General features: G+C 71.3%; 18 protein-coding genes. 9 read left to right on the top strand and 9 right to left on the bottom strand.

Features of this window, described 5'->3' with window-relative positions; translation table 11 throughout:
• Nucleotide 1 precedes the first annotated feature (1 nt).
• Genes OG408_RS31420 through OG408_RS31405 form a run of 4 tightly spaced genes read left to right on the top strand, consistent with a single transcriptional unit; the run spans nucleotide 2 to nucleotide 3,629 of the window.
• The gene (locus OG408_RS31420; RefSeq protein ID WP_266784262.1) at nucleotides 2–1,117 is read left to right on the top strand and encodes an aliphatic sulfonate ABC transporter substrate-binding protein; all 1,116 of its coding nucleotides are present in this window, start codon (nucleotides 2–4) and stop codon (nucleotides 1,115–1,117) included.
• A 33-nt stretch (nucleotides 1,118–1,150) separates the two neighbouring features.
• Nucleotides 1,151–1,939 carry an ABC transporter ATP-binding protein gene (locus tag OG408_RS31415; RefSeq protein WP_266784261.1) on the top strand — a complete coding sequence of 263 codons (789 nt, stop codon included), beginning with the start codon at nucleotides 1,151–1,153 and terminating at the stop codon, nucleotides 1,937–1,939.
• The gene (locus OG408_RS31410; protein ID WP_266784259.1) at nucleotides 1,926–2,849 is read left to right on the top strand and encodes an ABC transporter permease; all 924 of its coding nucleotides are present in this window, start codon (nucleotides 1,926–1,928) and stop codon (nucleotides 2,847–2,849) included. Before OG408_RS31415 ends, OG408_RS31410 begins: the two co-directional genes overlap by 14 nt.
• A 9-nt stretch (nucleotides 2,850–2,858) precedes the next feature.
• Nucleotides 2,859–3,629, top strand: a complete 771-nt coding sequence (locus tag OG408_RS31405; protein WP_285566366.1) for a sirohydrochlorin chelatase — start codon at nucleotides 2,859–2,861, stop codon at nucleotides 3,627–3,629.
• Nucleotides 3,630–3,661: 32 nt separating this feature from the next.
• Here the strand turns inward: OG408_RS31405 and OG408_RS31400 are convergent, their stop codons facing one another.
• Together OG408_RS31400 and OG408_RS31395 are read right to left on the bottom strand one after the other, a co-directional pair.
• On the bottom strand, nucleotides 3,662–4,294 hold the full coding sequence (locus OG408_RS31400; protein ID WP_285566365.1) for a mycothiol-dependent nitroreductase Rv2466c family protein: 633 nt from the start codon (nucleotides 4,292–4,294) through the stop codon (nucleotides 3,662–3,664).
• Between the two features lie 68 nt (nucleotides 4,295–4,362).
• Nucleotides 4,363–4,947, bottom strand: a complete 585-nt coding sequence (locus OG408_RS31395; RefSeq protein WP_266784253.1) for a TIGR03086 family metal-binding protein — start codon at nucleotides 4,945–4,947, stop codon at nucleotides 4,363–4,365.
• 66 nt (nucleotides 4,948–5,013) lie between these two features.
• Here OG408_RS31395 and OG408_RS31390 point away from each other — a divergent pair, with 66 nt between their 5' ends.
• Together OG408_RS31390 and OG408_RS31385 are read left to right on the top strand one after the other, a co-directional pair.
• Nucleotides 5,014–5,544, top strand: coding sequence for an aldo/keto reductase (locus OG408_RS31390; protein ID WP_326673230.1), 531 nt, complete (start codon nucleotides 5,014–5,016; stop codon nucleotides 5,542–5,544).
• Nucleotides 5,545–5,575: 31 nt separating this feature from the next.
• Nucleotides 5,576–6,397 (top strand): ABC transporter ATP-binding protein, encoded by an 822-nt coding sequence (locus tag OG408_RS31385; protein ID WP_405407093.1) that lies wholly within the window; start codon nucleotides 5,576–5,578, stop codon nucleotides 6,395–6,397.
• A gap of 7 nt (nucleotides 6,398–6,404) precedes the next feature.
• Here OG408_RS31385 and OG408_RS31380 read toward each other — a convergent pair whose 3' ends face one another.
• The gene (locus OG408_RS31380) at nucleotides 6,405–6,788 is read right to left on the bottom strand and encodes a nuclear transport factor 2 family protein (protein ID WP_266784249.1); all 384 of its coding nucleotides are present in this window, start codon (nucleotides 6,786–6,788) and stop codon (nucleotides 6,405–6,407) included.
• A 203-nt stretch (nucleotides 6,789–6,991) separates the two neighbouring features.
• Nucleotides 6,992–8,194, bottom strand: a complete 1,203-nt coding sequence (locus OG408_RS31375; RefSeq protein ID WP_266784247.1) for a S8 family peptidase — start codon at nucleotides 8,192–8,194, stop codon at nucleotides 6,992–6,994.
• 367 nt (nucleotides 8,195–8,561) lie between these two features.
• Here OG408_RS31375 and OG408_RS31370 point away from each other — a divergent pair, with 367 nt between their 5' ends.
• A complete protein-coding gene (locus tag OG408_RS31370; RefSeq protein WP_326673226.1) occupies nucleotides 8,562–10,877 on the top strand; it encodes an MMPL family transporter in 2,316 nt (771 codons plus the stop codon).
• A 57-nt stretch (nucleotides 10,878–10,934) separates the two neighbouring features.
• On the opposite strand, the gene OG408_RS31365 is transcribed toward OG408_RS31370, so the two are convergent.
• Genes OG408_RS31365 through OG408_RS31355 form a run of 3 tightly spaced genes read right to left on the bottom strand, consistent with a single transcriptional unit; the run spans nucleotide 10,935 to nucleotide 14,013 of the window.
• A complete protein-coding gene (locus OG408_RS31365) occupies nucleotides 10,935–12,227 on the bottom strand; it encodes an ABC transporter substrate-binding protein (protein ID WP_326673224.1) in 1,293 nt (430 codons plus the stop codon).
• The gene (locus tag OG408_RS31360) at nucleotides 12,227–13,066 is read right to left on the bottom strand and encodes a carbohydrate ABC transporter permease (RefSeq protein ID WP_266784241.1); all 840 of its coding nucleotides are present in this window, start codon (nucleotides 13,064–13,066) and stop codon (nucleotides 12,227–12,229) included. Before OG408_RS31360 ends, OG408_RS31365 begins: the two co-directional genes overlap by 1 nt.
• Complete coding sequence (locus OG408_RS31355) at nucleotides 13,063–14,013, bottom strand: carbohydrate ABC transporter permease (protein WP_266784239.1); 951 nt, start codon at nucleotides 14,011–14,013, stop codon at nucleotides 13,063–13,065. The genes OG408_RS31360 and OG408_RS31355 overlap by 4 nt, the downstream gene beginning before the upstream one ends.
• 126 nt (nucleotides 14,014–14,139) lie before the next feature.
• On the opposite strand from OG408_RS31355, the gene OG408_RS31350 reads away from it, so the two are divergent.
• The gene (locus OG408_RS31350) at nucleotides 14,140–15,006 is read left to right on the top strand and encodes a phosphotransferase enzyme family protein (RefSeq protein ID WP_266784237.1); all 867 of its coding nucleotides are present in this window, start codon (nucleotides 14,140–14,142) and stop codon (nucleotides 15,004–15,006) included.
• 11 nt (nucleotides 15,007–15,017) lie between these two features.
• Here the strand turns inward: OG408_RS31350 and OG408_RS31345 are convergent, their stop codons facing one another.
• Together OG408_RS31345 and OG408_RS31340 are read right to left on the bottom strand one after the other, a co-directional pair.
• Nucleotides 15,018–15,764 carry a 3'-5' exonuclease gene (locus OG408_RS31345; RefSeq protein WP_326673221.1) on the bottom strand — a complete coding sequence of 249 codons (747 nt, stop codon included), beginning with the start codon at nucleotides 15,762–15,764 and terminating at the stop codon, nucleotides 15,018–15,020.
• A 78-nt stretch (nucleotides 15,765–15,842) separates the two neighbouring features.
• The gene (locus tag OG408_RS31340) at nucleotides 15,843–17,075 is read right to left on the bottom strand and encodes an SAV2148 family HEPN domain-containing protein (RefSeq protein WP_266784233.1); all 1,233 of its coding nucleotides are present in this window, start codon (nucleotides 17,073–17,075) and stop codon (nucleotides 15,843–15,845) included.
• A 390-nt stretch (nucleotides 17,076–17,465) separates the two neighbouring features.
• On the opposite strand from OG408_RS31340, the gene glgX reads away from it, so the two are divergent.
• Entirely contained in the window at nucleotides 17,466–19,628 is a 2,163-nt protein-coding gene (gene glgX / locus OG408_RS31335; RefSeq protein WP_285566346.1) for a glycogen debranching protein GlgX, read from the top strand.
• Nucleotides 19,629–19,700: the final 72 nt, after the last annotated feature.

Below are 19,700 nucleotides of genomic sequence, written 5' to 3'. Positions count from 1 at the left end.
CGTGTCTGCCCCCCGTACCACGCTTCGCCGCAGCCTCGCCGCTGCCGCCGCCCTGCCGCTGCTCGCCGTGGCTCTCACCGCCTGCGGCTACGGCTCCGACGCGAAGGACGACGACGCCAAGAAGGCGAACGCCGCCGCCGACGGAAAGAAGCTCTCCGCCGACACCGTGCGGATCGGGTACTTCCCGAACCTCACGCACGCCACCGCGCTCGTGGGCGACCAGGAGGGTCTGTTCCAGAAGGAGCTCGGCGGCACCCAGCTCAAGACCTCGACGTTCAACGCGGGCCCGTCCGAGATCGAGGCGCTCAACGCCGACTCGATCGACATCGGCTTCATCGGCCCCTCGCCGTCGATCAACGGCTACACCAAGTCCAAGGGCAAGAACCTCCGGATCATCGGCGGTTCGGCCTCCGGCGGCGTGAAGCTCGTCGTCAACCCGAAGAAGATCAAGACCCTGGACGACCTCAAGGGCAAGAAGATCGCCACCCCGCAGCTCGGCAACACCCAGGACGTGGCCTTCCTCAACTGGATCTCCGAGAAGGGCTGGAAGGTCGACGCCCAGAGCGGCAAGGGTGACGTCTCCGTCGTCCGCACCGACAACAAGGTGACCCCGGACGCCTACAAGTCCGGCTCCATCGACGGCGCCTGGGTCCCCGAGCCGACCGCCTCCAAGCTGGTCGCCGAGGGCGCCAAGGAGCTCCTGAACGAGTCGACGCTGTGGCCCGACGACAAGTTCGTGATCACGAACATCATCGTGTCGCAGAAGTTCCTCAAGGACCACCCGGACGTCGTCGAGGCGGTGCTGCGCGGCTCGGTGAACACCAACGCGTGGATCAACGCCAACCCGGACAAGGCGAAGGCCTCCGCCAACGCCGCCCTGAAGAAGCTCACCGGCAAGGACCTGCCCGCCGAGATCATCGACCCGGCCTGGAAGTCGATCCAGATCACCGACGACCCGCTGGCCGCCACGCTCGACGCGCAGGCCGAGCACGCGGTGAAGGCCGGTCTGCTGGAGCAGCCCGACCTCGCGGGCATCTACGACCTGAAGCCGCTGAACAAGATCCTCAAGGCCGCGGGCAAGCCCGAGGTCGCCGACGCCGGTCTCGGCGTCAAGTAACCAGCCGCTCGAAGACCCCAGGAGGTGACGACCATGGCGAACACCCTCACCAAGGCCGAGGACCGTGTCGAGGTCGGGCACGCCGCCCGTCTCGCACATGTCTCGAAGTCCTTCGCCGGACCCACGGGAGCGCAGCTGGTCCTGGACGACATCACCCTCGACGTCGCCCCGGGCGAGTTCGTCACCCTCCTGGGAGCCTCCGGGTGCGGTAAGTCGACGCTGCTCAACCTGGTGGCCGGACTCGACCGCCCGACCGGGGGGACCATCGAGACCCCCGGCGGGCGGCCGGCCCTGATGTTCCAGGAGCACGCCCTGTTCCCGTGGCTGACCGCGGGCAAGAACATCGAACTGGCGCTGCGGCTGCGCGGCGTGCCGAAGGCGGAACGCCGTACGGAGGCGGAGCGCCTGCTGGAGCTGGTGCGCCTGAACGGGGCGTACGGCAAGCGGGTGCACGAGCTCTCGGGCGGCATGCGGCAGCGGGTGGCGATGGCCCGCGCGCTCGCCCAGGACAGTCAACTGCTGCTGATGGACGAGCCGTTCGCCGCCCTCGACGCCATCACCCGGGACGTGCTGCACGACGAGCTGACCCGGATCTGGCGCGAGACGAACGTCTCGGTCCTGTTCGTCACACACAACGTGCGCGAGGCGGTACGGCTCGCCGAGCGCGTGGTGCTGCTCTCGTCCCGGCCCGGCCGGATCGCCCGCGAGTGGACGGTCGACATCGAGCAGCCGCGCCGTATCGAGGACACCGCCGTGGCGGAGCTGTCCGTCGAGATCACCGAACAACTGCGTGGGGAGATCCGCCGACATGGCCAGCACTGATATCAAGTCGGACGCACCGGGGTCCGGCGGGATCGGGCCCGACGCGGTGAAGCCGGACGACCTCGCCGGGCTGGAGGCCGGTCTGGACGCGCTGGACGCCGTACAGGTGCACCGCACCCCGGTGCGCGAGGTCCTGGTGCGCAAGGTGCTGCCGCCGGTGCTGGCGGTGGCCCTGGTCGTCGTCGTGTGGCAGGTGCTCGTCTGGGCCAAGGTGACCGACGACTACAAGCTGCCCTCGCCGTCCGCGGTCTGGGACAGCGTCGGCGACATGTGGCGCCAGGGGACCCTGCTGGAGGTGGTGTGGACCAGCGTCTCGCGCGGCCTGCTGGGCTTCGTGTTCTCGGTCGCCATCGGCACACCGCTGGGTCTGCTGGTCGCCCGGGTGAAGTTCGTCCGGGCCGCGATCGGGCCGATCCTCTCCGGGCTGCAGTCCCTGCCGTCCGTCGCCTGGGTGGCGCCGGCCGTGATCTGGCTCGGCCTGAACGACTCGATGATGTTCGCGGTGATCCTGCTGGGCGCGGTGCCCTCGATCGCCAACGGTCTGGTCTCCGGCGTCGACCAGGTCCCGCCGCTCTTCCTCCGGGCGGGCCGGACCCTCGGCGCGACCGGGCTGCGCGGTACCTGGTTCATCGTCATGCCGGCCGCCCTGCCGGGCTATCTGGCGGGTCTGAAGCAGGGCTGGGCCTTCTCCTGGCGCTCGCTGATGGCGGCCGAGATCATCGCCTCGTCGCCGGAACTCGGACTGGGTCTGGGGCAGTTGCTGGAGAACGGCCGCAACAACGCGGACATGCCGGGGATCTTCCTCGCCATCATCCTGATCCTGTTCGTCGGCATCGCGATCGATCTGCTGATCTTCAGTCCCCTGGAGCGGTGGGTGCTGCGCAGCCGCGGTCTCCTCGTCAAGAACTGAGCCACTGCCATGACATCTCCGGTCCTTCTCGTCATCGCCCACGGCAGCCGCGATCCGCGGCACGCCGCGACCGTGCACGCGCTCACCGCGCGGGTCCGGGCGCTGCGGCCCGGGCTGCGGGTGGAGACCGGGTTCCTGGACTTCAACGCACCGTCGGTGCCGCGGGTCCTGGAACGGCTGGACGCCGAGGGCGCGGGTGAGGTGGTGGCGCTTCCGCTGCTCCTCACCCACGCCTTCCACGCCAAGTCCGACATCCCGGCGGTACTGCGGGAGGCCCGGACCCGGCTGCCGCGGCTGCGGGTGCGGCAGGCCGAGGTACTGGGCCCCTCGCCGCTGCTGAACTCCGCTCTCGAGCGGCGGCTGCACGAGGCCGGGGTCCGCCCCGGCGACCGAAGCTCGACCGGGCTCGTCCTGGCCTCGGCGGGCTCCACAGACCCGGAGGCGATCGCAGTGATCGCTGAAATCGCGCGGGAGCTGCGGCACACCGGTTGGTGTTCCGTGCGGCCTGCGTTCGCCTCCGCTGTTACTCCCGGGGGCATCCCCCGTACCGAGGACGCGGTACGGGCCCTGCGGGCCGACGGTGTGCGCCGGGTGGCGGTCGCCCCGTACGTGATCGCTCCCGGCCGCCTGCCGGACCGCATCGCGGCGGGGGCGGCCGAGGCCGGGGCGGACGTGCTGGCCGGTGTGCTGGGGCCGTCACCGGAACTGGCCCGGCTGCTGCTGGACCGGTACGACGAGTCCCGCGTCCCGGCGGTCCGGCCCGCCCGGGTCAGCGCGTAGAGCCCCTCCGGCCGGATCCTGCGGGCTCTCGCTCAGCCGACGTCCAGACCGCCCGTGCGGGTGCGCTTGAGCTCGAAGAAGTCGTCGTACCCGGCGAGCACCCGGAAGCTGTCGAACAGCCGCGCCGCCTCCTCGCCGCGCGGCACCGCCCGCAGGACGGGGCCGAACCAGGCCGTTCCGTCGACGTGCAGGGTGGGCGTGCCCACGTAACCCCCGGCCGCCGGGTCCCGGCCTGCGTCATGGCTGCGCCGTACCGCCTCGTCGTACTCCGGGTCGTGGGCGGCCGCGGCCAGTTCGGCGGGCAGGCCGAGTTCGTCGAGGGCCTGGGCGATCACCTCGTCGAAGTCCTCGTTCTTCTGCTGGTGGATGCGGGTCCCGAAGGCCGTGTACAGCTCGCGCAGGACGCCCTCGCCGCGCAGGGCCGCCGCGGCGACCGCGACGCGCACCGGTCCGATCGACTTGTCGACCAGGGTGCGGTACCAGTCGGGAAGCTCGTTGCCCGTGTTGTGCAGGTAGAGGCTCATCGCGTGGAAGCGGAGCTCGATGTCGCGCTGCTGCTCCACCTCCAGCATCCAGCGTGAGGTGATCCAGGCGAACGGGCAGGCCGGGTCGAAGTAGAAGTCGACGACGGCCCGGCCCGTGCCCGGGCTGCGGTGAGTGGTCATGAAATGAGCCTAACCAGCCGGTGGCTCACCCCCACGGGCCATTCGGCACCCGCGGGACTGGGCCACTTCTACCCGGCGGTCCACTGCGGGTCGCGGCCGCTCAGGGCCAGGGCACGGGTGAAGTCGGACGCCCCCGCGTCGACGGTGATCTCGTCGGCGAAGCCCTCGTACTGCCGGTAGAGCGCGGCGGTCTTCTCGACGATGGCCAGGACGTGGGCGGCCGCCGCGTCGGAGAGCCGGAACTCCTGGCCGGTGGCCCGGGCCACGTCCCAGCCGTGCAGCGCCGTCTCCTCGATGAGCATCGCGGCGGTGTCCGCGGCCGGGGAGGCGGAGGCCCCGGTGCCGATGGTGCCCTCCCAGGCGGCCGGGTCGGACCAGGCGGCTACGGCGCGGTCCAGCTGGGCGGCGTACTGCTCGGCCCAGTCGGCGTCGGCGGTGAAGTCACGGGCGACGAGCTCCTCGGGCAGCTCCGTGCGCAGGGCGCGGTGCTCCATGCCGTGGGAGGTGTAGAGCACCCAGTGGTTGATGAGGGTGCGGGCGTCCCAGCCCGCGCAGGGGGTGGTGGGTGCGTCGAGCCGGTCGGCCGGGACGGCGCGGGCCACCCGGGCCGCCTCGGCGGCGCATTCGGTCATGTGGGCGTGCTCGGTCTTCATGCACGGCACTCTAGGAGCGGACGCCGCCACCGGTCTTGAAGAAACGCGACAGCGCCCGGCCGGGCGATGCGCGAGGCGAGTCTGGGCCGGCTGCGGACCGACCGGACCGATCTGCACCAGCTGCACCGGCTGGATCCGCGGATGCCGGTGGCCGACCAGCCGGGCGCTCTGGATGCGTTGCGGCGGGAAGGTAAGATCCGGTACATCGGCCTGGACACCCTCACCGCCGAGCAGCTGGAGCAGGCGCTCTCCCTGACCGGGATCGCCTCGGTGCAGAACCGCTTCAACCTCATCGACCGCGCGTCGGACGCGGTGCTGAAGGTGTGGGAAGCCCATGGGCCGGCCTTCCTCCCCCGGTTCCCGCCGGCCGGCGGCGCCCTGACCGGCGCCACGGCCACCGCGCTCGACGCCGTGGCGGAGAGCCGCGGTGCCACCCGCGGGCAGATCGCCCTCGCCTGGCTGCTGCACCGCTCCCCCGTGCTGTGCCCGACCCCGGGCACCGGTTCGCCCGCCCATCCGGCGGAGAACCTGGGGGCGCGGGAGATCGAGCTGACGACCGAGGACATGAGCCGCCTGGAGGCGCTCGCATCCGCATGAAGGAGAGCACCCGCCCGTGAGTACCACCGCCATCCCCGCCCAGCCCGCCCCCACGGCCCCGGTGCCGGTGATCCGGGCCGACCGTGTCGCGCTCGTCCGGGACGGGAACCTGCTGCTCGACTCGGTCTCGCTGACCGTGCGCGGCGGGGAGCACTGGGCGCTGCTCGGCGCCAACGGGGCGGGCAAGAGCACCCTGCTCGGGCTCCTGGGCGCGGTCACCCATCCCACCCGGGGTTCGGTGGAGGTACTGGGGCGCACCCTGGGCCGGGTCGATCTGCGGGAGCTGCGGACGCTGCTGGGGCATGTCAATCCGCGCCATCCGCTGCGCTCCCCGCTGACGGTGAGCGAGGTGGTGCTGACGGGTCTGACGAACTCCGTCGAGCCGGTGCCGCGCTGGTCGCCCGGGGCGGAGCAGCGCGACCGGGCGGAGCGGCTGCTGAAGATGCTGGGCATGGGCGGCAAGACGGGGTCGCGCTGGCCGGCGCTCTCGCAGGGTGAGCGCGGCCGTACGCTCATCGCCCGCGCACTGATGCCGGAGCCCCGGCTGCTGCTGCTCGACGAGCCGGCCACCGGTCTCGACCTGGCCGCCCGGGAGCAGTTGCTGGACAGCCTGGACGCGTTGCGCGAGGAGCATCCGGAGCTGGCGACGGTGCTGGTCACGCACCATCTGGAGGAGCTGCCCGCGTCCACCACGCACGCGATGCTGCTGCGGGGCGGGCGGTGCGTCGCCTCGGGTCCCGCCGACGAGGTGCTGACCACGGATCAGGTCAGTGACTGCTTCGGGCATCCGGTGCGGATCTCCCGTACGGACGGCCGGTGGACGGCGCGGGCCCGGCGGGTGACCCGTACCTGACGGCGTCTCATCCGCCGGCGGGCTCCACGGGGACGAACGGGGTGGCCTGGTGGTAGTAGAGCAGCCATCCGGACTCGGTGAGCCGCCACAGCGAACTGCGGTGGGCCCGCTTCCCCTTGGCCTCGGTGTCGAAGGTGATGTGGACGAGCTCATCGGCGAGCTGGACCCCGTGCATCCGTGAGGCGGTGAGCTGGCCGGGCCGCGGGGCCGTGTCGGAGATCAGCGAGGTGATGACCATCGCGCGGTCCCAGCGCCGGCCGGTCGTGTCGACCTCGTGGAAGTCGGGGTGCAGGACCTGGACGAGGAGTTCGGTGGAGGCACGCACCACCGGGTCGAGGAGGCGGAGTTCGCCCTCGACGGCCGCGGCCACTCCGGGGGGCGGTTCACTCATGCGCCGCCTCCGTCCGTCCGCGCGGGTCCGTCGGGCAGCGGGCGGGACCGGGCTGCGGGCCGCCGGTGACCGCTCCGGCCGGTCGCGGGCACCCGCGCCGCACACATCATCATGGGCACACCATAGGACGATCTTCCCGAGCCGTGCGGCCGCCGCGCCCCGTGGGGGAGAGCGCGGTGGCCGCCGGTCAGGTGGTGCGGGTGCTACTCAACGACCTTCAGCAGCTTGTTCGCCGTGCCCTCGGTGGCATTGCCGATGGCGTCCGGGGTGGCTCCCTCGGTCAGTGCCGTGGAGACCTCCGCCGGGGTGGCGTCCGGGTGTCCCGCCAGGTAGACGGCGGCGGCACCGACGACGTGCGGGGTCGCCATGGACGTACCGGAGATGGTGTTGGACGCGTCGTCGCTGTCGTTCCACGACGAGGTGATGTCCGAACCCGGGGCGTAGATGTCCACGACCGGGCCGAAGTTGGAGAACGACGACTGCTCGTCGTCCACCGTGGACGAGGCGACCGTGATCGCCTCGGGGACGCGCGAGGGCGACCCCTCGCCCGCGTCGCTCGACTCGTTGCCCGCGGCGACCGCGAAGGTGACCCCGGAGGCGATGGCCTTCTGGACCGCCGCGTCGAGCGCCTCGTCCGCGCCGCCGCCCAGGCTCATGTTGGCGACGGACGGGCCCTCGTGGTTCTCGGTGACCCAGTCGATTCCGGCGACGACCTGCTCGGTGGTGCCCGAGCCGGAGTCGTCGAGGACCCGGACGGCGACGATCTTGGCCTTCTTGGCGACGCCGTACGTCGCCCCGGCTATGGTGCCGGCCACGTGCGTGCCGTGGCCGTTGCCGTCGTCGGCGCTGTCGTCGTTGTCGACGGCGTCGAAGCCCGAGCTGGCCCGGCCCTCGAACTCCTGGTGCGTGGTGCGGACACCGGTGTCGATGACGTACGCGGTGACACCCTCGCCCGCGCTGTCCGGGTAGGTGTACGCGTTGTCCCCGGCGGTCTCCGCCTGGTCGATGCGGTCAAGGCCCCACGACGGCGGGTTGTCCTGGGTGGCGCTGATGTGGAACTTCTTGTTCTGGACGACCTTGGAGACGGACGGGTCGGCGGCGAGGCGCTTGGCCTCGGTCTGCGAAAGGCCGCTGGCGGAGAAGCCGTTGATGGCGGAGCTGTAGTTGCGCTTCAGCTTGCCGCCGTACTCCTTGGCGAGCTTCGCCTTGTCGGCCTTCTGGTCCAGCATCACGATGTAGCTGCCGGACACGGCGGTCGCCGCGTCGGCGCCGTAGATCTTGCCCGTCGCGGGGGCGGGTGCCGCTCCGGCGAAGGGGCTGCCCAGCAGGGTGACTCCGGCTGCGGCGGCCACTGCGGTGATGGCGGCGGTCAGCTTGAACCGGCGTGCGCGCTTGTGAATTGCCATGAAGAGGGGTCTCCTCGTCATTCTTTGTGGGGGGATTGGCCCTCGGCCGGAAGATCTCCGGGGGCTGGCTCGAACCCTTACCGATTGACGCGCTCAGATCAAGACCTTCATGTACCTGTGACTTACTCAACAAGGTTTCGTAATAAGAAACCGGCCAGCAGTACCCAAGTCGGGCGTCTGACCTCAACATCCTTTACGTGTAAGGGGCTTCGATCGTCCTTCTCGGGGACGCACCTGCGTCGCAAGGCGGAGAAGGTGCCCCGTCCGCTCGGCAGGAAGCACGACGAGAAGGCTTGATTCCGCCCCTACCTTCGGAAATGAGGCGGCGGCGGTGGGCCGGCGTGGGTCACGAGGGGGCAAGCCCGTCATGGGGAAAGTGGATTCGGCGCGCACGGGGACGCCACGGGTGCGCGGCATCGCCGCCCGGGCGGGCGGCTGGAGTGCCCGGCACCGCTGGGCGGCGGTGACCGTCTGGGTGCTGTTCGTCGTCCTGGCCATGGGGCTCGGCTCCGCGGCCGGCCGGGTCGACGTGCAGGAGAGCGACCAGATGTCCGGCGAGGTGGGACGGGCCGTCCGGATCATCGAGGACGCGGGGCTCAAGGACCCGGCGGGCGAGACCGTGCTCATCCAGTCCGAGGGTCCGGACGCGGCCTCGCTGACGGCCACCTCGCCCGCTTTCCGGTCCGCGGTCGGCTCCGTGATGAAGGCGGTCCAGGCCACCGGCGAGGTCACGGCGGTCAGTTCGCCGTACACGACGAAGACGATCTCCGCGGACGGGCACAGCGCGCTGGTGCAGTTCGAGATGAGGGGTGACCCCGAGACGGCGGGCGAGCGCGTCGAGCCGGTGCTGAAGGCCGTGGCGAAGGTGGACGGCGAGCACGAGGGGCTGCTGATCGAGGAGATCGGCGGCGCCAGCATGGGCAAGACCTTCGACGACGCCTTCGGCAAGGACTTCCAGCGGGCCGAACTCTCCGCGGTACCCGTCGCGCTCGGCATCCTGCTGATCGCCTTCGGGGCGCTCGTCGCCGCGCTGCTGCCGGTCGCCCTCGCCCTCACCGCGATCATCGCGACCATGGGGCTGATGGGCCTCGTCAGCCACTTCCAGCCGATGAGCGAGACGGCCGACTCCGTGATGCTGCTGGTCGGTCTGGCCGTCGGCGTCGACTACTGCCTGTTCTATCTGCGCCGCGAGCGCGAGGAGCGGGCCAAGGGGCGCGACGCGCGCACCGCGCTGATGATCGCGGCGGCGACCAGCGGACGGGCGATCGTGGTCTCCGGTGTGACGGTCTGTGTGGCGATGGCGGGCATGCTCTTCACCGGCCTCGCCGAGTTCCAGGCGATGGGGCTGGCCTCGCTCATGGTGGTCGCGGTCGCCATGGTCGGCTCGGTCACCGTGCTGCCCGCCCTGCTCTCGCTGCTCGGTGAGCGGGTCGAGAAGGGCCGGGTGCCCTTCCTCAACCGGCTGAAGCGCTCGGAGCGCGGCGGCGCGGACGGCGAGAGCAGGGTGTGGCGGGCCGTGCTCGGCTCGGTGCTGCGCCGCCCCTGGACCGCCCTGCTCGTCGCCGCCGGCGCACTGGCCGCGATCGCGCTGCCCGCGCTGGGCATGCACACCCAGAACCTCACCCTGGACCAGGAGTTCGGCGACTCGCTGCCGATCGTGCGGACCTACGACCGGCTCAACGAGGCCTTCCCCGGCGGGGCCGACCCGGCACAGGTGGTGGTCAGGGCCGACGACATCGGCTCCGGGCCGGTCCGGCAGGCGCTCGCCGATTTCCGCCGCCAGGCCGTCGCATCGGGCGCATCGAAGGGCCCGGTCGACATGGTGACGCACGACGCGGAGAACATCGCGGTCATCGACGTGCCCCTGGTCGGCGGCTCGGACCAGGACCGGGCGGTCAAGAGCCTGGAGCTGCTGCGCGACACGGTCCGTCCGGCGACGCTCGGCAAGGTCGAGGGCGTCGAGGCGCCGGTCACCGGTCAGGTCGCGGGGTCGAAGGACTTCAACGACCAGATCGTCGGCGCGGTCGTGCCGGTCTTCGCCTTCGTGGTCGTCTTCGCCTTCCTGCTGATGCTGCTCTGCTTCCGGTCGCTGACGATCGCGATCACCTCCATCATGCTCAACCTGCTGTCGGTGGCCGCCGCCTACGGCATCCTCACCGCGATCTTCCAGCACGGCTGGGGGGCCTCGCTGGTCGGCGCGGAGGGAGTCGGCGCGATCATCTCCTGGCTGCCGCTGTTCCTCTTCGTGATCCTGTTCGGACTCTCGATGGACTACCACGTGTTCGTGGTCTCCCGGATCCGTGAGGCCCGCCTCCAGGGCCGCACCACCCGGGACGCCATCGCGCACGGGGTGGTGACGACGGCGGGCGTGGTGACCAGCGCGGCCGTGATCATGGTCGCCGTGTTCGCGATCTTCGGCACGCTGTCGATGCAGTCCATGAAGCAGATGGGGGTGGGCCTCGCGGCCGCCGTGCTGATCGACGCGACGATCATCCGCGGCATCCTGCTCCCGGCCGTCATGGCCCTGCTGGACGAGCGCAACTGGTACTTCCCCCGGTGGCTGCGGTGGCTGCCCGATCTGACCCACGACGAGACGTACGACGACGTGCCGGTCCCGGTGGCCGCCGGGAGTCCGGTGGACGCGCGGCGCGGGGACGACGAGCCGGAGCGGGTCGGCGTCTGATCCGGCCCGCCGCGCCCGCCCTCCCCCGGCCTTCCCGCCACGGGGAGGGCGGGCGCGTCAGCGCTGGTAGCGGGCCAGGACCCGGTTGCCGTCCACCACCAGACGCTTCCTCAGCTCGTCAGCGTCGATCGCACCGCTGTAGTACTCCTGGAGCGCGGGGGTGGCGACCTTGTCCTTCCACTCGGGGTAGCCGCGCACGGACTGGGCGGGCGCCGGGCGCAACGCGGTCGCGAGGGCGGCGCCGGTCGCCCAGCCCTTGTCCGCGGTGTGCAGCGAGGGGTCCGCCAGGGCGGCCGTGCCGGTCGGCAGCATCCAGTCGCCCTTGGCCAGGCGCACCATGTTGGCGGGCCGCAGCAGGAAGTCGATGAACTCCACGGCCTCCTTCTTGTGCGGGCTGTCCTCGGCGACGGACAGGGTCTGCGGACTCACTCCCTGGGCCAGGCCCCCGCTGCCGGCCGGGGCGGGCAGCACGGTCCACTCGAAGCCCTTCGGAGCCTGTTCGACCACCTGCTGGCGGTAGGAGAACCCGAGCGGCACCATGGCGTACTTGCCGCCGAAGAGGCCGGGCAGGGTGTCGCCGCCGCCCATGCCGAGCGCGGTGCGGGCGGCGCTGTGGTCGGTGTTGACCTGGTCGTGGATGGTGCCCGGCACGACCTGGTCGCCCTTGTCCATGGCGACGGTCACCTTTCCGTCGGCGCCCCGGTGGAACAGCTCGCCGCCCGCCGACAGGCCCAGGTTCAGGGTGACGGAGACCGGTTCCTTGAGCGGCCACGCGATCCCGTAACGGCCCTTGCCGGTGAGCTTCTTGGTGACCTGGCGGAACTCCGGCCAGCTCCACGGCTTCCGCGGGGTCGGGATGCGGACCCCGGACTCCTCGAGCAGCCTGGTGTTGGCGATCAGGACCCGCGGCTCCTGGAGGAAGGGCACGCCGTAGATCCCGCCGTCGAAGGTGGCGGACTGCCAGCTCTGCGCGGGGATGTCGGCGGTCAGCCGGTCCGGGAGGAGCGTGCGCAGATCGGCGAGGTAGCCGCCGTACGCGAAGTCCGCGAGGTCGTCGGACGCGTCGTGGATGACGTCCGGTGCCTCGTCCCCCTCGAAGGAGGTGAGCAGCTGGTCGTGGACACTGTCCCAGGAGCCCTGCACGTACTGCACCTCGACGTCGGGATGGCTCGCGTTCCACTCCTTCACCAGCCGCTTGTTGATGTCGACGGACTCCTTCTGCCAGGCGAGCGACTGGAAGCGGAGCTTGATCTTCCCGTCCGTCCCGCCGTCGCCGTCCCCGCCGCAGCCGGTGAGCAGCAGGGCGAGCGCGGTCGCCGTGGCGGCCGCCGTGCGTACGAGTGCGCGCATCAGCTCTTCACCGCCCCGGCGAGCATGCCGCCCGTGATCCGCCGCTGGATGACGGCGAAGAGCAGGAGGGAGGGGAGGGTGGCGAGGAACGCGGCGGCGGCGAGGGGTCCGAGGTCGCTGGCACCCTCCGCGCCGATGAAGTGCGTGAGGACGACGGGCAACGTCTGCTTCTCCGGTGTCTTGAGCAGGACGAGCGCGAAGAAGAACTCGTTCCAGGCGGTGATGAACGCGAAGAGCGCGGTGGCGACGATCCCGGGGGCCAGCAGCGGGGCGGTGACCGAGACCAGTGTCCGCAGCCGGCCGGCACCGTCGACCGCCGCGGCCTCCTCCAGCTCGGGCGGCACGGCCCGGACGTACCCGACGAGCATCCACAGCGCGAAGGGCAGCGCCCAGACCACGTACACCATGATCAGCCCCCACAGGGTGTTGATCAGATGCAGGTGCTTGAGGACCAGGAAGAGCGGAATGATCAGCAGGACGAAGGGGAACGCCTGGCTGACCACGACCCAGCCGGTGGCGGCCGCGGAGAGCCGGGAGCGGTGGCGGGCCATCACATAGGCCATCGGGGTCGCGATGACGACGGCGATGACACCGGCCGAGAGCGCGGCGATCAGTGAGTTGCCCGCGGCCCGGAGCAGCGGCTGTTCGTCGAAGGCCTGCCGGAAGTTGTCCAGCGTGGGGTGCTCGGGGATCCAGGTGGGGTGCAGCGAGCCCAGTTCGGGCGCGGGTTTGAAGGCGGTGGAGATCAGCCACAGGAACGGGAAGGCCAGGAAGACCAGGTAGCAGAACAGCGCGGCGTACTGTCCGGCGCGTGCGGGCCTGCTGATGCGCGGACTCATCGGTCCTCGCCTCCCCTCAGCCGTCCGGCGAGGTACACGGCGAGGATCACGGAGATCACCGCGACCATCACGCAGCCCATCGCGGCGGCGTAGCCGAACTGCCCGTACCGGAAGGCCTCTTCGTAGGCGAAGAGCATCGGCAGCCGGGTACGGCCGCCGGGTCCGCCGTTGGTCAGCACGTAGACCAGGGCGAAGGCGTTGAAGTTCCAGATGAAGTTGAGCGCGGTGATCGAGAGGGCGACCGGGCGCAGCGCGGGCCAGGTGACCGTACGGAAGCGGCGCCAGGCGCCCGCGCCGTCCAGGGCGGCGGCCTCGTGGAGTTCGTGCGGGGTGTTCTGCAGCCCGGCGAGCAGCGCGACCGTGGTCTGCGGCATGCCGGCCCAGACCCCGACCAGGATCACCGCGGGCAGTGCGGTGGCGAGGCCGGTCAGCCAGTCCCGGCCGTCGCCGAGGCCGAGGTCGCGGATGGTCTCGTTGAGGATGCCGGCGTCCGGGTTGTAGACGAGGCGCCACATGATGCCGACGACGACCTCGGGCATCGCCCACGGGATGATCGCCAGGGCGCGGGCCAGCCAGCGCATCCGCAGGTTCTCGTTGAGCAGCAGGGCCAGGCCGAGGGCCAGCACGAACTGCGGGACGGTGACGCCGACCGCCCACACCAGACCGATCCGGAAGGACTCCCAGAACAGTCCGTCGTGGAGGAGGTCCTGGAAGTTGAGCACCCCGACCCACTGGGTGGAGCGGGTGCGGCCGGACTGGGCGTCGGTGAAGGCCAGCGCGATGCCGTAGAGCAGCGGTCCGACGCTGAGGATCAGGATCGGGATCAGGGCGGGCAGCACCAGGAACCAGGTCCCGGCGTTCCGGTTGATGCCTCCGGACCCCTTGCCGCGGGGGCCGCCCGGGGGGCCGTGCCGCCCGGACTGCACGGTTGCACTCGCCAATGTCATGGATGCGACCCCCTTGCGTCATTCGACCGGCTTTATACCGTTCTGGCCGCTCAGGTGGCCTACGCCATCGTGCTGACGGCCCGTCCGTTCGTCAAGGCAACCTGCACGGATGCGAAAATCGGATCCATGAACGAGATGCGAGCGCGCGAGGTACTGACCGCTGCCGGGCTGTCCGGGGACGCGGAGCTGATCGCGCTGGGCGAGAACGCGGTGTTCGCCGTGGGCGACCTGGTCGTCAAGATCGGCCGGGACGCCGTGCGCAGCCCGGAGCTGCGGGAGCGGGCGGAACGCGAAGTGGCCGTCGCCCAGTGGCTCGCCGCGTCCGGCGTCCCCGCCGTGCGGGCCGCCGAGCCCGGGGCGCGGCTGGTCGAGGGCCATCCGGTGACACTGTGGCACCGGCTGCCGGACGCGGTGCGGCCCGCCGAGCCCAGGGACCTGGCGCCGCTGCTCACCGCGGTCCACGCACTGCCCGCCCCGGAGGGCCTCACCCTGCCCCGGCGGGAGCTGCTGGGCGGCGTCGAGCGGTGGCTCGGCCTGGCCGGCGAGGCGGTCGATCCGGCCGACGCCGCATATCTGCGCGAGCGCCGCGACGGCTTCGCGGCGGCCGCCGCCGCACTGGTCCCCCATCTTCCGCCGGGCCCGATCCACGGCGACGCGCTCGCGCGCAACGTCCATGTCGGCCCGGACGGGCCGGTCCTGGTGGACCTGGAGACCTTCTCCACGGATCTGCGCGAGCACGACCTCGTGGTGCTCGCCCTGTCCCGTGACCGGTACGGGCTGCCGGCCGAGGCCTATGACGCGTTCACCTCGGCGTACGGCTGGGACGTACGCGCATGGGACGGCTGCGCGGTGCTGCGCGGGGCGCGGGAGACGGCGAGCTGCGCCTGGGTCGCCCAGCACGCGCCGGCCAACCCGAAGGCACTCGCCGAGTTCCGCCGCCGTGTGGCGTCGCTGCGCGACGGGGACACGTCGGTGCGCTGGTACCCCTTCTGACCGCTTCGTCCTCAATCGCCCGATGGGCTCGATTCCACCTGGAGCGCCAGTTCACGCACCGGCCAGTGGCCGTCGATGACCGCGTCCGCCTCGCCCTTGCGGCGCAGGAACTGCTGGAAGTCGGCGGCCCACTGGGCGTACCAGCCGATCTGGCGCTCGTGGAGCTCCGGCGCCGGCAGTGCGGCCACCGAGGGGTGCCGCGCGGCTATCGCGTACGCCACCCGCACCGCGGCCAGCGCGTCCGCCGCCGCGTCGTGCGCTCCCCCGTGGACCACGCCGTACTCCACGCAGACCGCTTCCAGGTTGCGCTTGCCCTTGCGGTAGCGGTCGACGGCCCGGTCGATCGTGTACGGGTCGACCACCGGGCCGATGCCCGCCCCGTCCAGCCGGTCGGTGAGCGACGGCAGTCCGTGGCGGTGCAGCTCGGCCGTCAGCAGGGTCAGGTCGAAGGCCGCGTTGTACGCCACCACCGGGATGCCCCGGCGCCAGTACCCGGCCAGGGCGCCGGCGATCTCGTCGGCCACCTCGCGCACCGGCCGGCCCTCCGCCGCCGCCCGCTCGCTGCTGATGCCGTGGATCGCGGAGGCCTGTGCGGGGATCCTGATCCCCGGATCGGCCAGCCAGGTGCGCCGGCTCGCCGGTTCCCCCTCGCTGCCGTCGACGCGGACGACCGCGGCCGTCACGATCCTGGCCTCCAGCGGTTCCGTACCCGTCGTCTCCAGGTCGAAGCCGACCAGCGCCTGCCGGTGCCAGCTCATCCCGTACCTCCTTCGTGGTGCTCCCCCAGATGACGACCACCCTCGCACGGGCCACTGACAACGCCGGGGGACGGTCCCTCAGGAGACCGGCCGGGAGTCCGTCCACACGGACTCGAACTCCTCGCGGTACGTCTCGAACAGGCCGTGCTCGGTGTCCTGGCCGGCCCGGACCACGGCCCGCCCGCCGCCCCGCAGCACCAGCACCGGGGCCTCCATGCCGCGTGCCCGGCGCAGATACGTCTGGACGACGCCCACCGCGTTCGCCCCGTCGCCGTCCACCAGATAGGCCGTGAAACGCGGCGTCTCGTCGAAGACGTGGATCTCGAAGGCGCCCGGATCGCGGAGCTTGGAGCGGACCCGGCGCATGTGGAGGATGTTCATCTCCACCGATCGGCTCAGCTCGCCCTTCTTCAGGCCGAGCTCCCGCTCCCGGCGCTTGACCGCGCTGCTCGCCGGGTTGATGAAGAGCAGCCGGACCCGGCAGCCCGACTCGGCGAGCCGGATCAGCCGGCGGCCGGAGAAGTTCTGCACGAGCAGATTGAGGCCTATCCCGATCGCGTCCAGCCGGCGCGAACCGCCGAACAGGTCCTCGGCGGGCAGCTGGCGCTGGAGCCGCACCCGGTCGGGGTGGACGGAGACCACGTCCGCGTACCGGTCGCCGACGAGTTCCTCCACGGCGTCGACCGGGAGCCGGTCGGCGGACGGGACGGCGGCCCCGCTGCCCAGGATCTCCAGCAGCCGTGCCGAGGCCCGCTCGGCCTGGGCGAGCACCGCCTCGTTCAGCGCGCGGTTGCGGGAGACCACGTTGCGCGCGACCTCCAGCTCGTCCAGCGCCAGCTCGACGTCGCGGCGGTCGTCGAAGTAGGGCTCGAAGCAGGGCCAGTGCTGGACCATCAGCTCACGCAGCTGCGGCAGCGTGAGGAAGCTCAGCACGTTGTCGTCGGCCGGGTCGAGGAGATAGCCCTTGCGGCGGGAGACCTCGCGCACCGCGACGGCCCGCTGCACCCACTCCTGGCCGGCGGGGCCGGCCGCGGCCACCACCCAGTCCTCGCCGTGCACCGGTTCGTAGATCGGCCGGAGCACCGCCGCCACGACGGCGCGCAGCCGCTGCTCGACGAGATTCAGCCAGATATAGGCGCGCCCGGCCCGCTGGGCGCGGGTGCGCACCTCGCTCCAGGCGTCCGCGCCCCAGTCCAGTTCCGCACCGATCTCCAGGGGCTGCGCCAGCGAGACCGCCCCGGGCGGGACATCGGCCACGTCCCCCTCGTGACCCGTGTCACCTGGGGGCAGCTCGAATCCTCCCGAGCTCACCCGCGCACCGCCTTCCACTCCCCCACCAACGATCAAGGAAGGGTACTCCGGGAGCGGGAGCCGGTGCAGCCGGATGCACAGGCTGCTTTCCCAACTCCCCTATGGGACAGGCTCGTTCCCTGCGGCGAGATCTGCCGGAGTGAGCGGATTCATAGTGATTAAACACCCCACCCGAAGCCGCATACCGGACAGCCCACCGGGTGGCCCCGCCGGATTCCGGTTGCGGGCGACACGGAGGGGCCCGATGTTGACCGGACCGGGGCCCGATGTCGAGCGGACCGAGCCACGTCCTGCCCGGTCCTAGGTAAGGGCCGCTCTTTCGGGGAAGATCTGTCCCCAGGGAGCCCGCAATCCCCAGGCAACCGCATCAGAAGTGGAAGAGTCGAATCTATGCAGGTCTGGCCGGGACAGGCGTACCCCCTCGGTGCCACGTACGACGGCGCCGGGACCAACTTCGCGGTCTTCTCGGAGGCCGCCCACAGAATCGAGTTGTGCCTGCTGCACGACGACGGTTCCGAGACGGCGGTGGAGCTGAGGGAGACCGACGCCTTCGTCCGGCACGCGTATCTGCCCGGGGTGATGCCCGGTCAGCGGTACGGGTTCCGGGTGCACGGCCCGTACGAGCCGCAGCGCGGCGCCCGCTGCAACTCCGCCAAGCTGCTGCTCGACCCGTACGCGCGGGCGGTCGCCGGGCAGATCCAGTGGGGCGAGGCGGTGTACGGCTATCCGTTCGGCCGGCCCGACACGCGCAACGACCTGGACTCGGCGCCGCACACCATGAGCTCGGTGGTGGTCAACCCGTACTTCGACTGGGGCGACGACCGGCGCCCCCGTACGGACTACCACCGCACGGTGATCTACGAGGCCCATGTGAAGGGCCTGACGATGCTCCATCCGGGGCTGCCGAAGGAGCTGCGCGGCACGTATGCCGGGCTGGCGCATCCGGAGGTCATCGCGCACCTGACGGAGCTCGGTGTCACGGCGATCGAATTAATGCCGGTGCACCAGTTCGTCCAGGACCACCGGCTGGCGGACGCGGGGCTCGCCAACTACTGGGGCTACAACACCATCGGTTTCTTCGCCCCGCACAACGCCTACGCCTCCTGGGGCGACCGGGGCGAGCAGGTGCTGGAGTTCAAGCAGGCCGTGCGCGCCCTGCACCAGGCCGGCATCGAGGTGATCCTCGACGTGGTCTACAACCACACGGCGGAGGGCAACCACCTGGGCCCCACGCTCTCCTTCCGGGGGCTGGACAACGCCTCGTACTACCGGCTCGCCGACGACCAGCGCTACTACATGGACACCACGGGGACCGGGAACTCCCTGCTGATGCGCTCCCCGCACGTGCTCCAGCTGATCATGGACTCGCTGCGCTACTGGGTGACCGAGATGCACGTGGACGGCTTCCGCTTCGACCTGGCGGCCACGCTGGCCCGCCAGTTCCACGAGGTGGACCGGCTGTCGTCGTTCTTCGACCTGGTGCAGCAGGACCCGGTGGTCAGCCAGGTGAAGCTGATCGCCGAGCCGTGGGACGTGGGCGAGGGCGGCTACCAGGTGGGGAACTTCCCGCCGCTGTGGACCGAGTGGAACGGGAAGTACCGGGACACGGTGCGCGACCTGTGGCGCGGCGAGCCGCGCACGCTGGCCGAGTTCGCGGGCCGGCTGACGGGGTCGTCGGACCTGTACCAGGACGACGGCCGGCGGCCGCTCGCCTCGATCAACTTCACCACCTGCCACGACGGTTTCACCCTGCACGACCTGGTCTCGTACAACGACAAGCACAACGAGGCCAACGGCGAGGGCAACCGGGACGGCGAGAGCCACAACCGGTCCTGGAACTGCGGTGTCGAGGGCGAGACGGACCGGCCCGAGGTGCTGGAGCTGCGCGAGCGGCAGATGCGGAACTTCATCGCCACGCTGATGCTCTCGCAGGGTGTGCCGATGCTGAGTCACGGCGACGAGTTCGGCCGTACCCAGCGGGGCAACAACAACGGCTACTGCCAGGACAGCGAACTGTCCTGGGTGCACTGGCCCGACCCGGCCGGGGCGGCGGGGGACGAGGAGGGCGAGCCGGACCCCCAGGACGGCGGCCTCGGCAGCAGTCTGCTGGAGTTCACCCGGGCGATGGTGTGGCTGCGCCGGGACCATCCGGTCTTCCGGCGCCGCCGGTTCTTCCACGGGCGCCCGGTGGAGGGCACCCACGACGAGCTCTCGGACATCGCCTGGTTCACACCCGAGGGCGAGGAGATGACGCAGCGGGACTGGCAGGCGGCCCACGCCAAGGCCCTGACGGTCTTTCTGAACGGACACGCGATCTCGGAGCCGGGTCCGCGCGGGGAGCGGATCTCCGACGACTCGTTCCTGCTGATGTTCAACGCGAGCGCCGAGACGCTGGAATTCGCCGTACCGGTCAATCACGGGCGCCAGTGGCTGGCCGTGGTCGACACGGCCCGGCCGGACGGCGTCCTGACGGGTGCGGGGCCGAAGGTGGCGGCGGGCGATCGGGTGACGCTGGTGGGGCGGAGCATGGTGGTGCTGCAGCGGCCCGCGTAGGTGAAGACGGCCGGGGGGCTGGCACTCGTCCGTGGCCGGGTGACACAGGCGGCCCGGATGTGGGTACGAACG

It is taken from the genome of Streptomyces sp. NBC_01257, assembly GCF_035917255.1.
Taxonomy (GTDB): Bacteria; Actinomycetota; Actinomycetes; order Streptomycetales; family Streptomycetaceae; genus Streptomyces.
The sequence above is the reverse complement of the archived record's forward strand: the minus strand, read 5'-3'. Positions and strand labels throughout refer to the sequence as shown.

Coding starts and splice junctions, on each gene's coding strand:
- OG408_RS31415 (WP_266784261.1), top strand. CDS start 1,151: ATGGCGAACACCCTCACCAAGGCCGAGGACCGTGTCGAGGTCGGGCAC.
- OG408_RS31410 (WP_266784259.1), top strand. CDS start 1,926: ATGGCCAGCACTGATATCAAGTCGGACGCACCGGGGTCCGGCGGGATC.
- OG408_RS31405 (WP_285566366.1), top strand. CDS start 2,859: ATGACATCTCCGGTCCTTCTCGTCATCGCCCACGGCAGCCGCGATCCG.
- OG408_RS31400 (WP_285566365.1), bottom strand. CDS start 4,294: ATGACCACTCACCGCAGCCCGGGCACGGGCCGGGCCGTCGTCGACTTC.
- OG408_RS31395 (WP_266784253.1), bottom strand. CDS start 4,947: ATGAAGACCGAGCACGCCCACATGACCGAATGCGCCGCCGAGGCGGCC.
- OG408_RS31390 (WP_326673230.1), top strand. CDS start 5,014: ATGCGCGAGGCGAGTCTGGGCCGGCTGCGGACCGACCGGACCGATCTG.
- OG408_RS31380 (WP_266784249.1), bottom strand. CDS start 6,788: ATGAGTGAACCGCCCCCCGGAGTGGCCGCGGCCGTCGAGGGCGAACTC.
- OG408_RS31375 (WP_266784247.1), bottom strand. CDS start 8,194: ATGGCAATTCACAAGCGCGCACGCCGGTTCAAGCTGACCGCCGCCATC.
- OG408_RS31370 (WP_326673226.1), top strand. CDS start 8,562: ATGGGGAAAGTGGATTCGGCGCGCACGGGGACGCCACGGGTGCGCGGC.
- OG408_RS31365 (WP_326673224.1), bottom strand. CDS start 12,227: ATGCGCGCACTCGTACGCACGGCGGCCGCCACGGCGACCGCGCTCGCC.
- OG408_RS31360 (WP_266784241.1), bottom strand. CDS start 13,066: ATGAGTCCGCGCATCAGCAGGCCCGCACGCGCCGGACAGTACGCCGCG.
- OG408_RS31355 (WP_266784239.1), bottom strand. CDS start 14,013: ATGACATTGGCGAGTGCAACCGTGCAGTCCGGGCGGCACGGCCCCCCG.
- OG408_RS31350 (WP_266784237.1), top strand. CDS start 14,140: ATGAACGAGATGCGAGCGCGCGAGGTACTGACCGCTGCCGGGCTGTCC.
- OG408_RS31345 (WP_326673221.1), bottom strand. CDS start 15,764: ATGAGCTGGCACCGGCAGGCGCTGGTCGGCTTCGACCTGGAGACGACG.
- glgX (WP_285566346.1), top strand. CDS start 17,466: ATGCAGGTCTGGCCGGGACAGGCGTACCCCCTCGGTGCCACGTACGAC.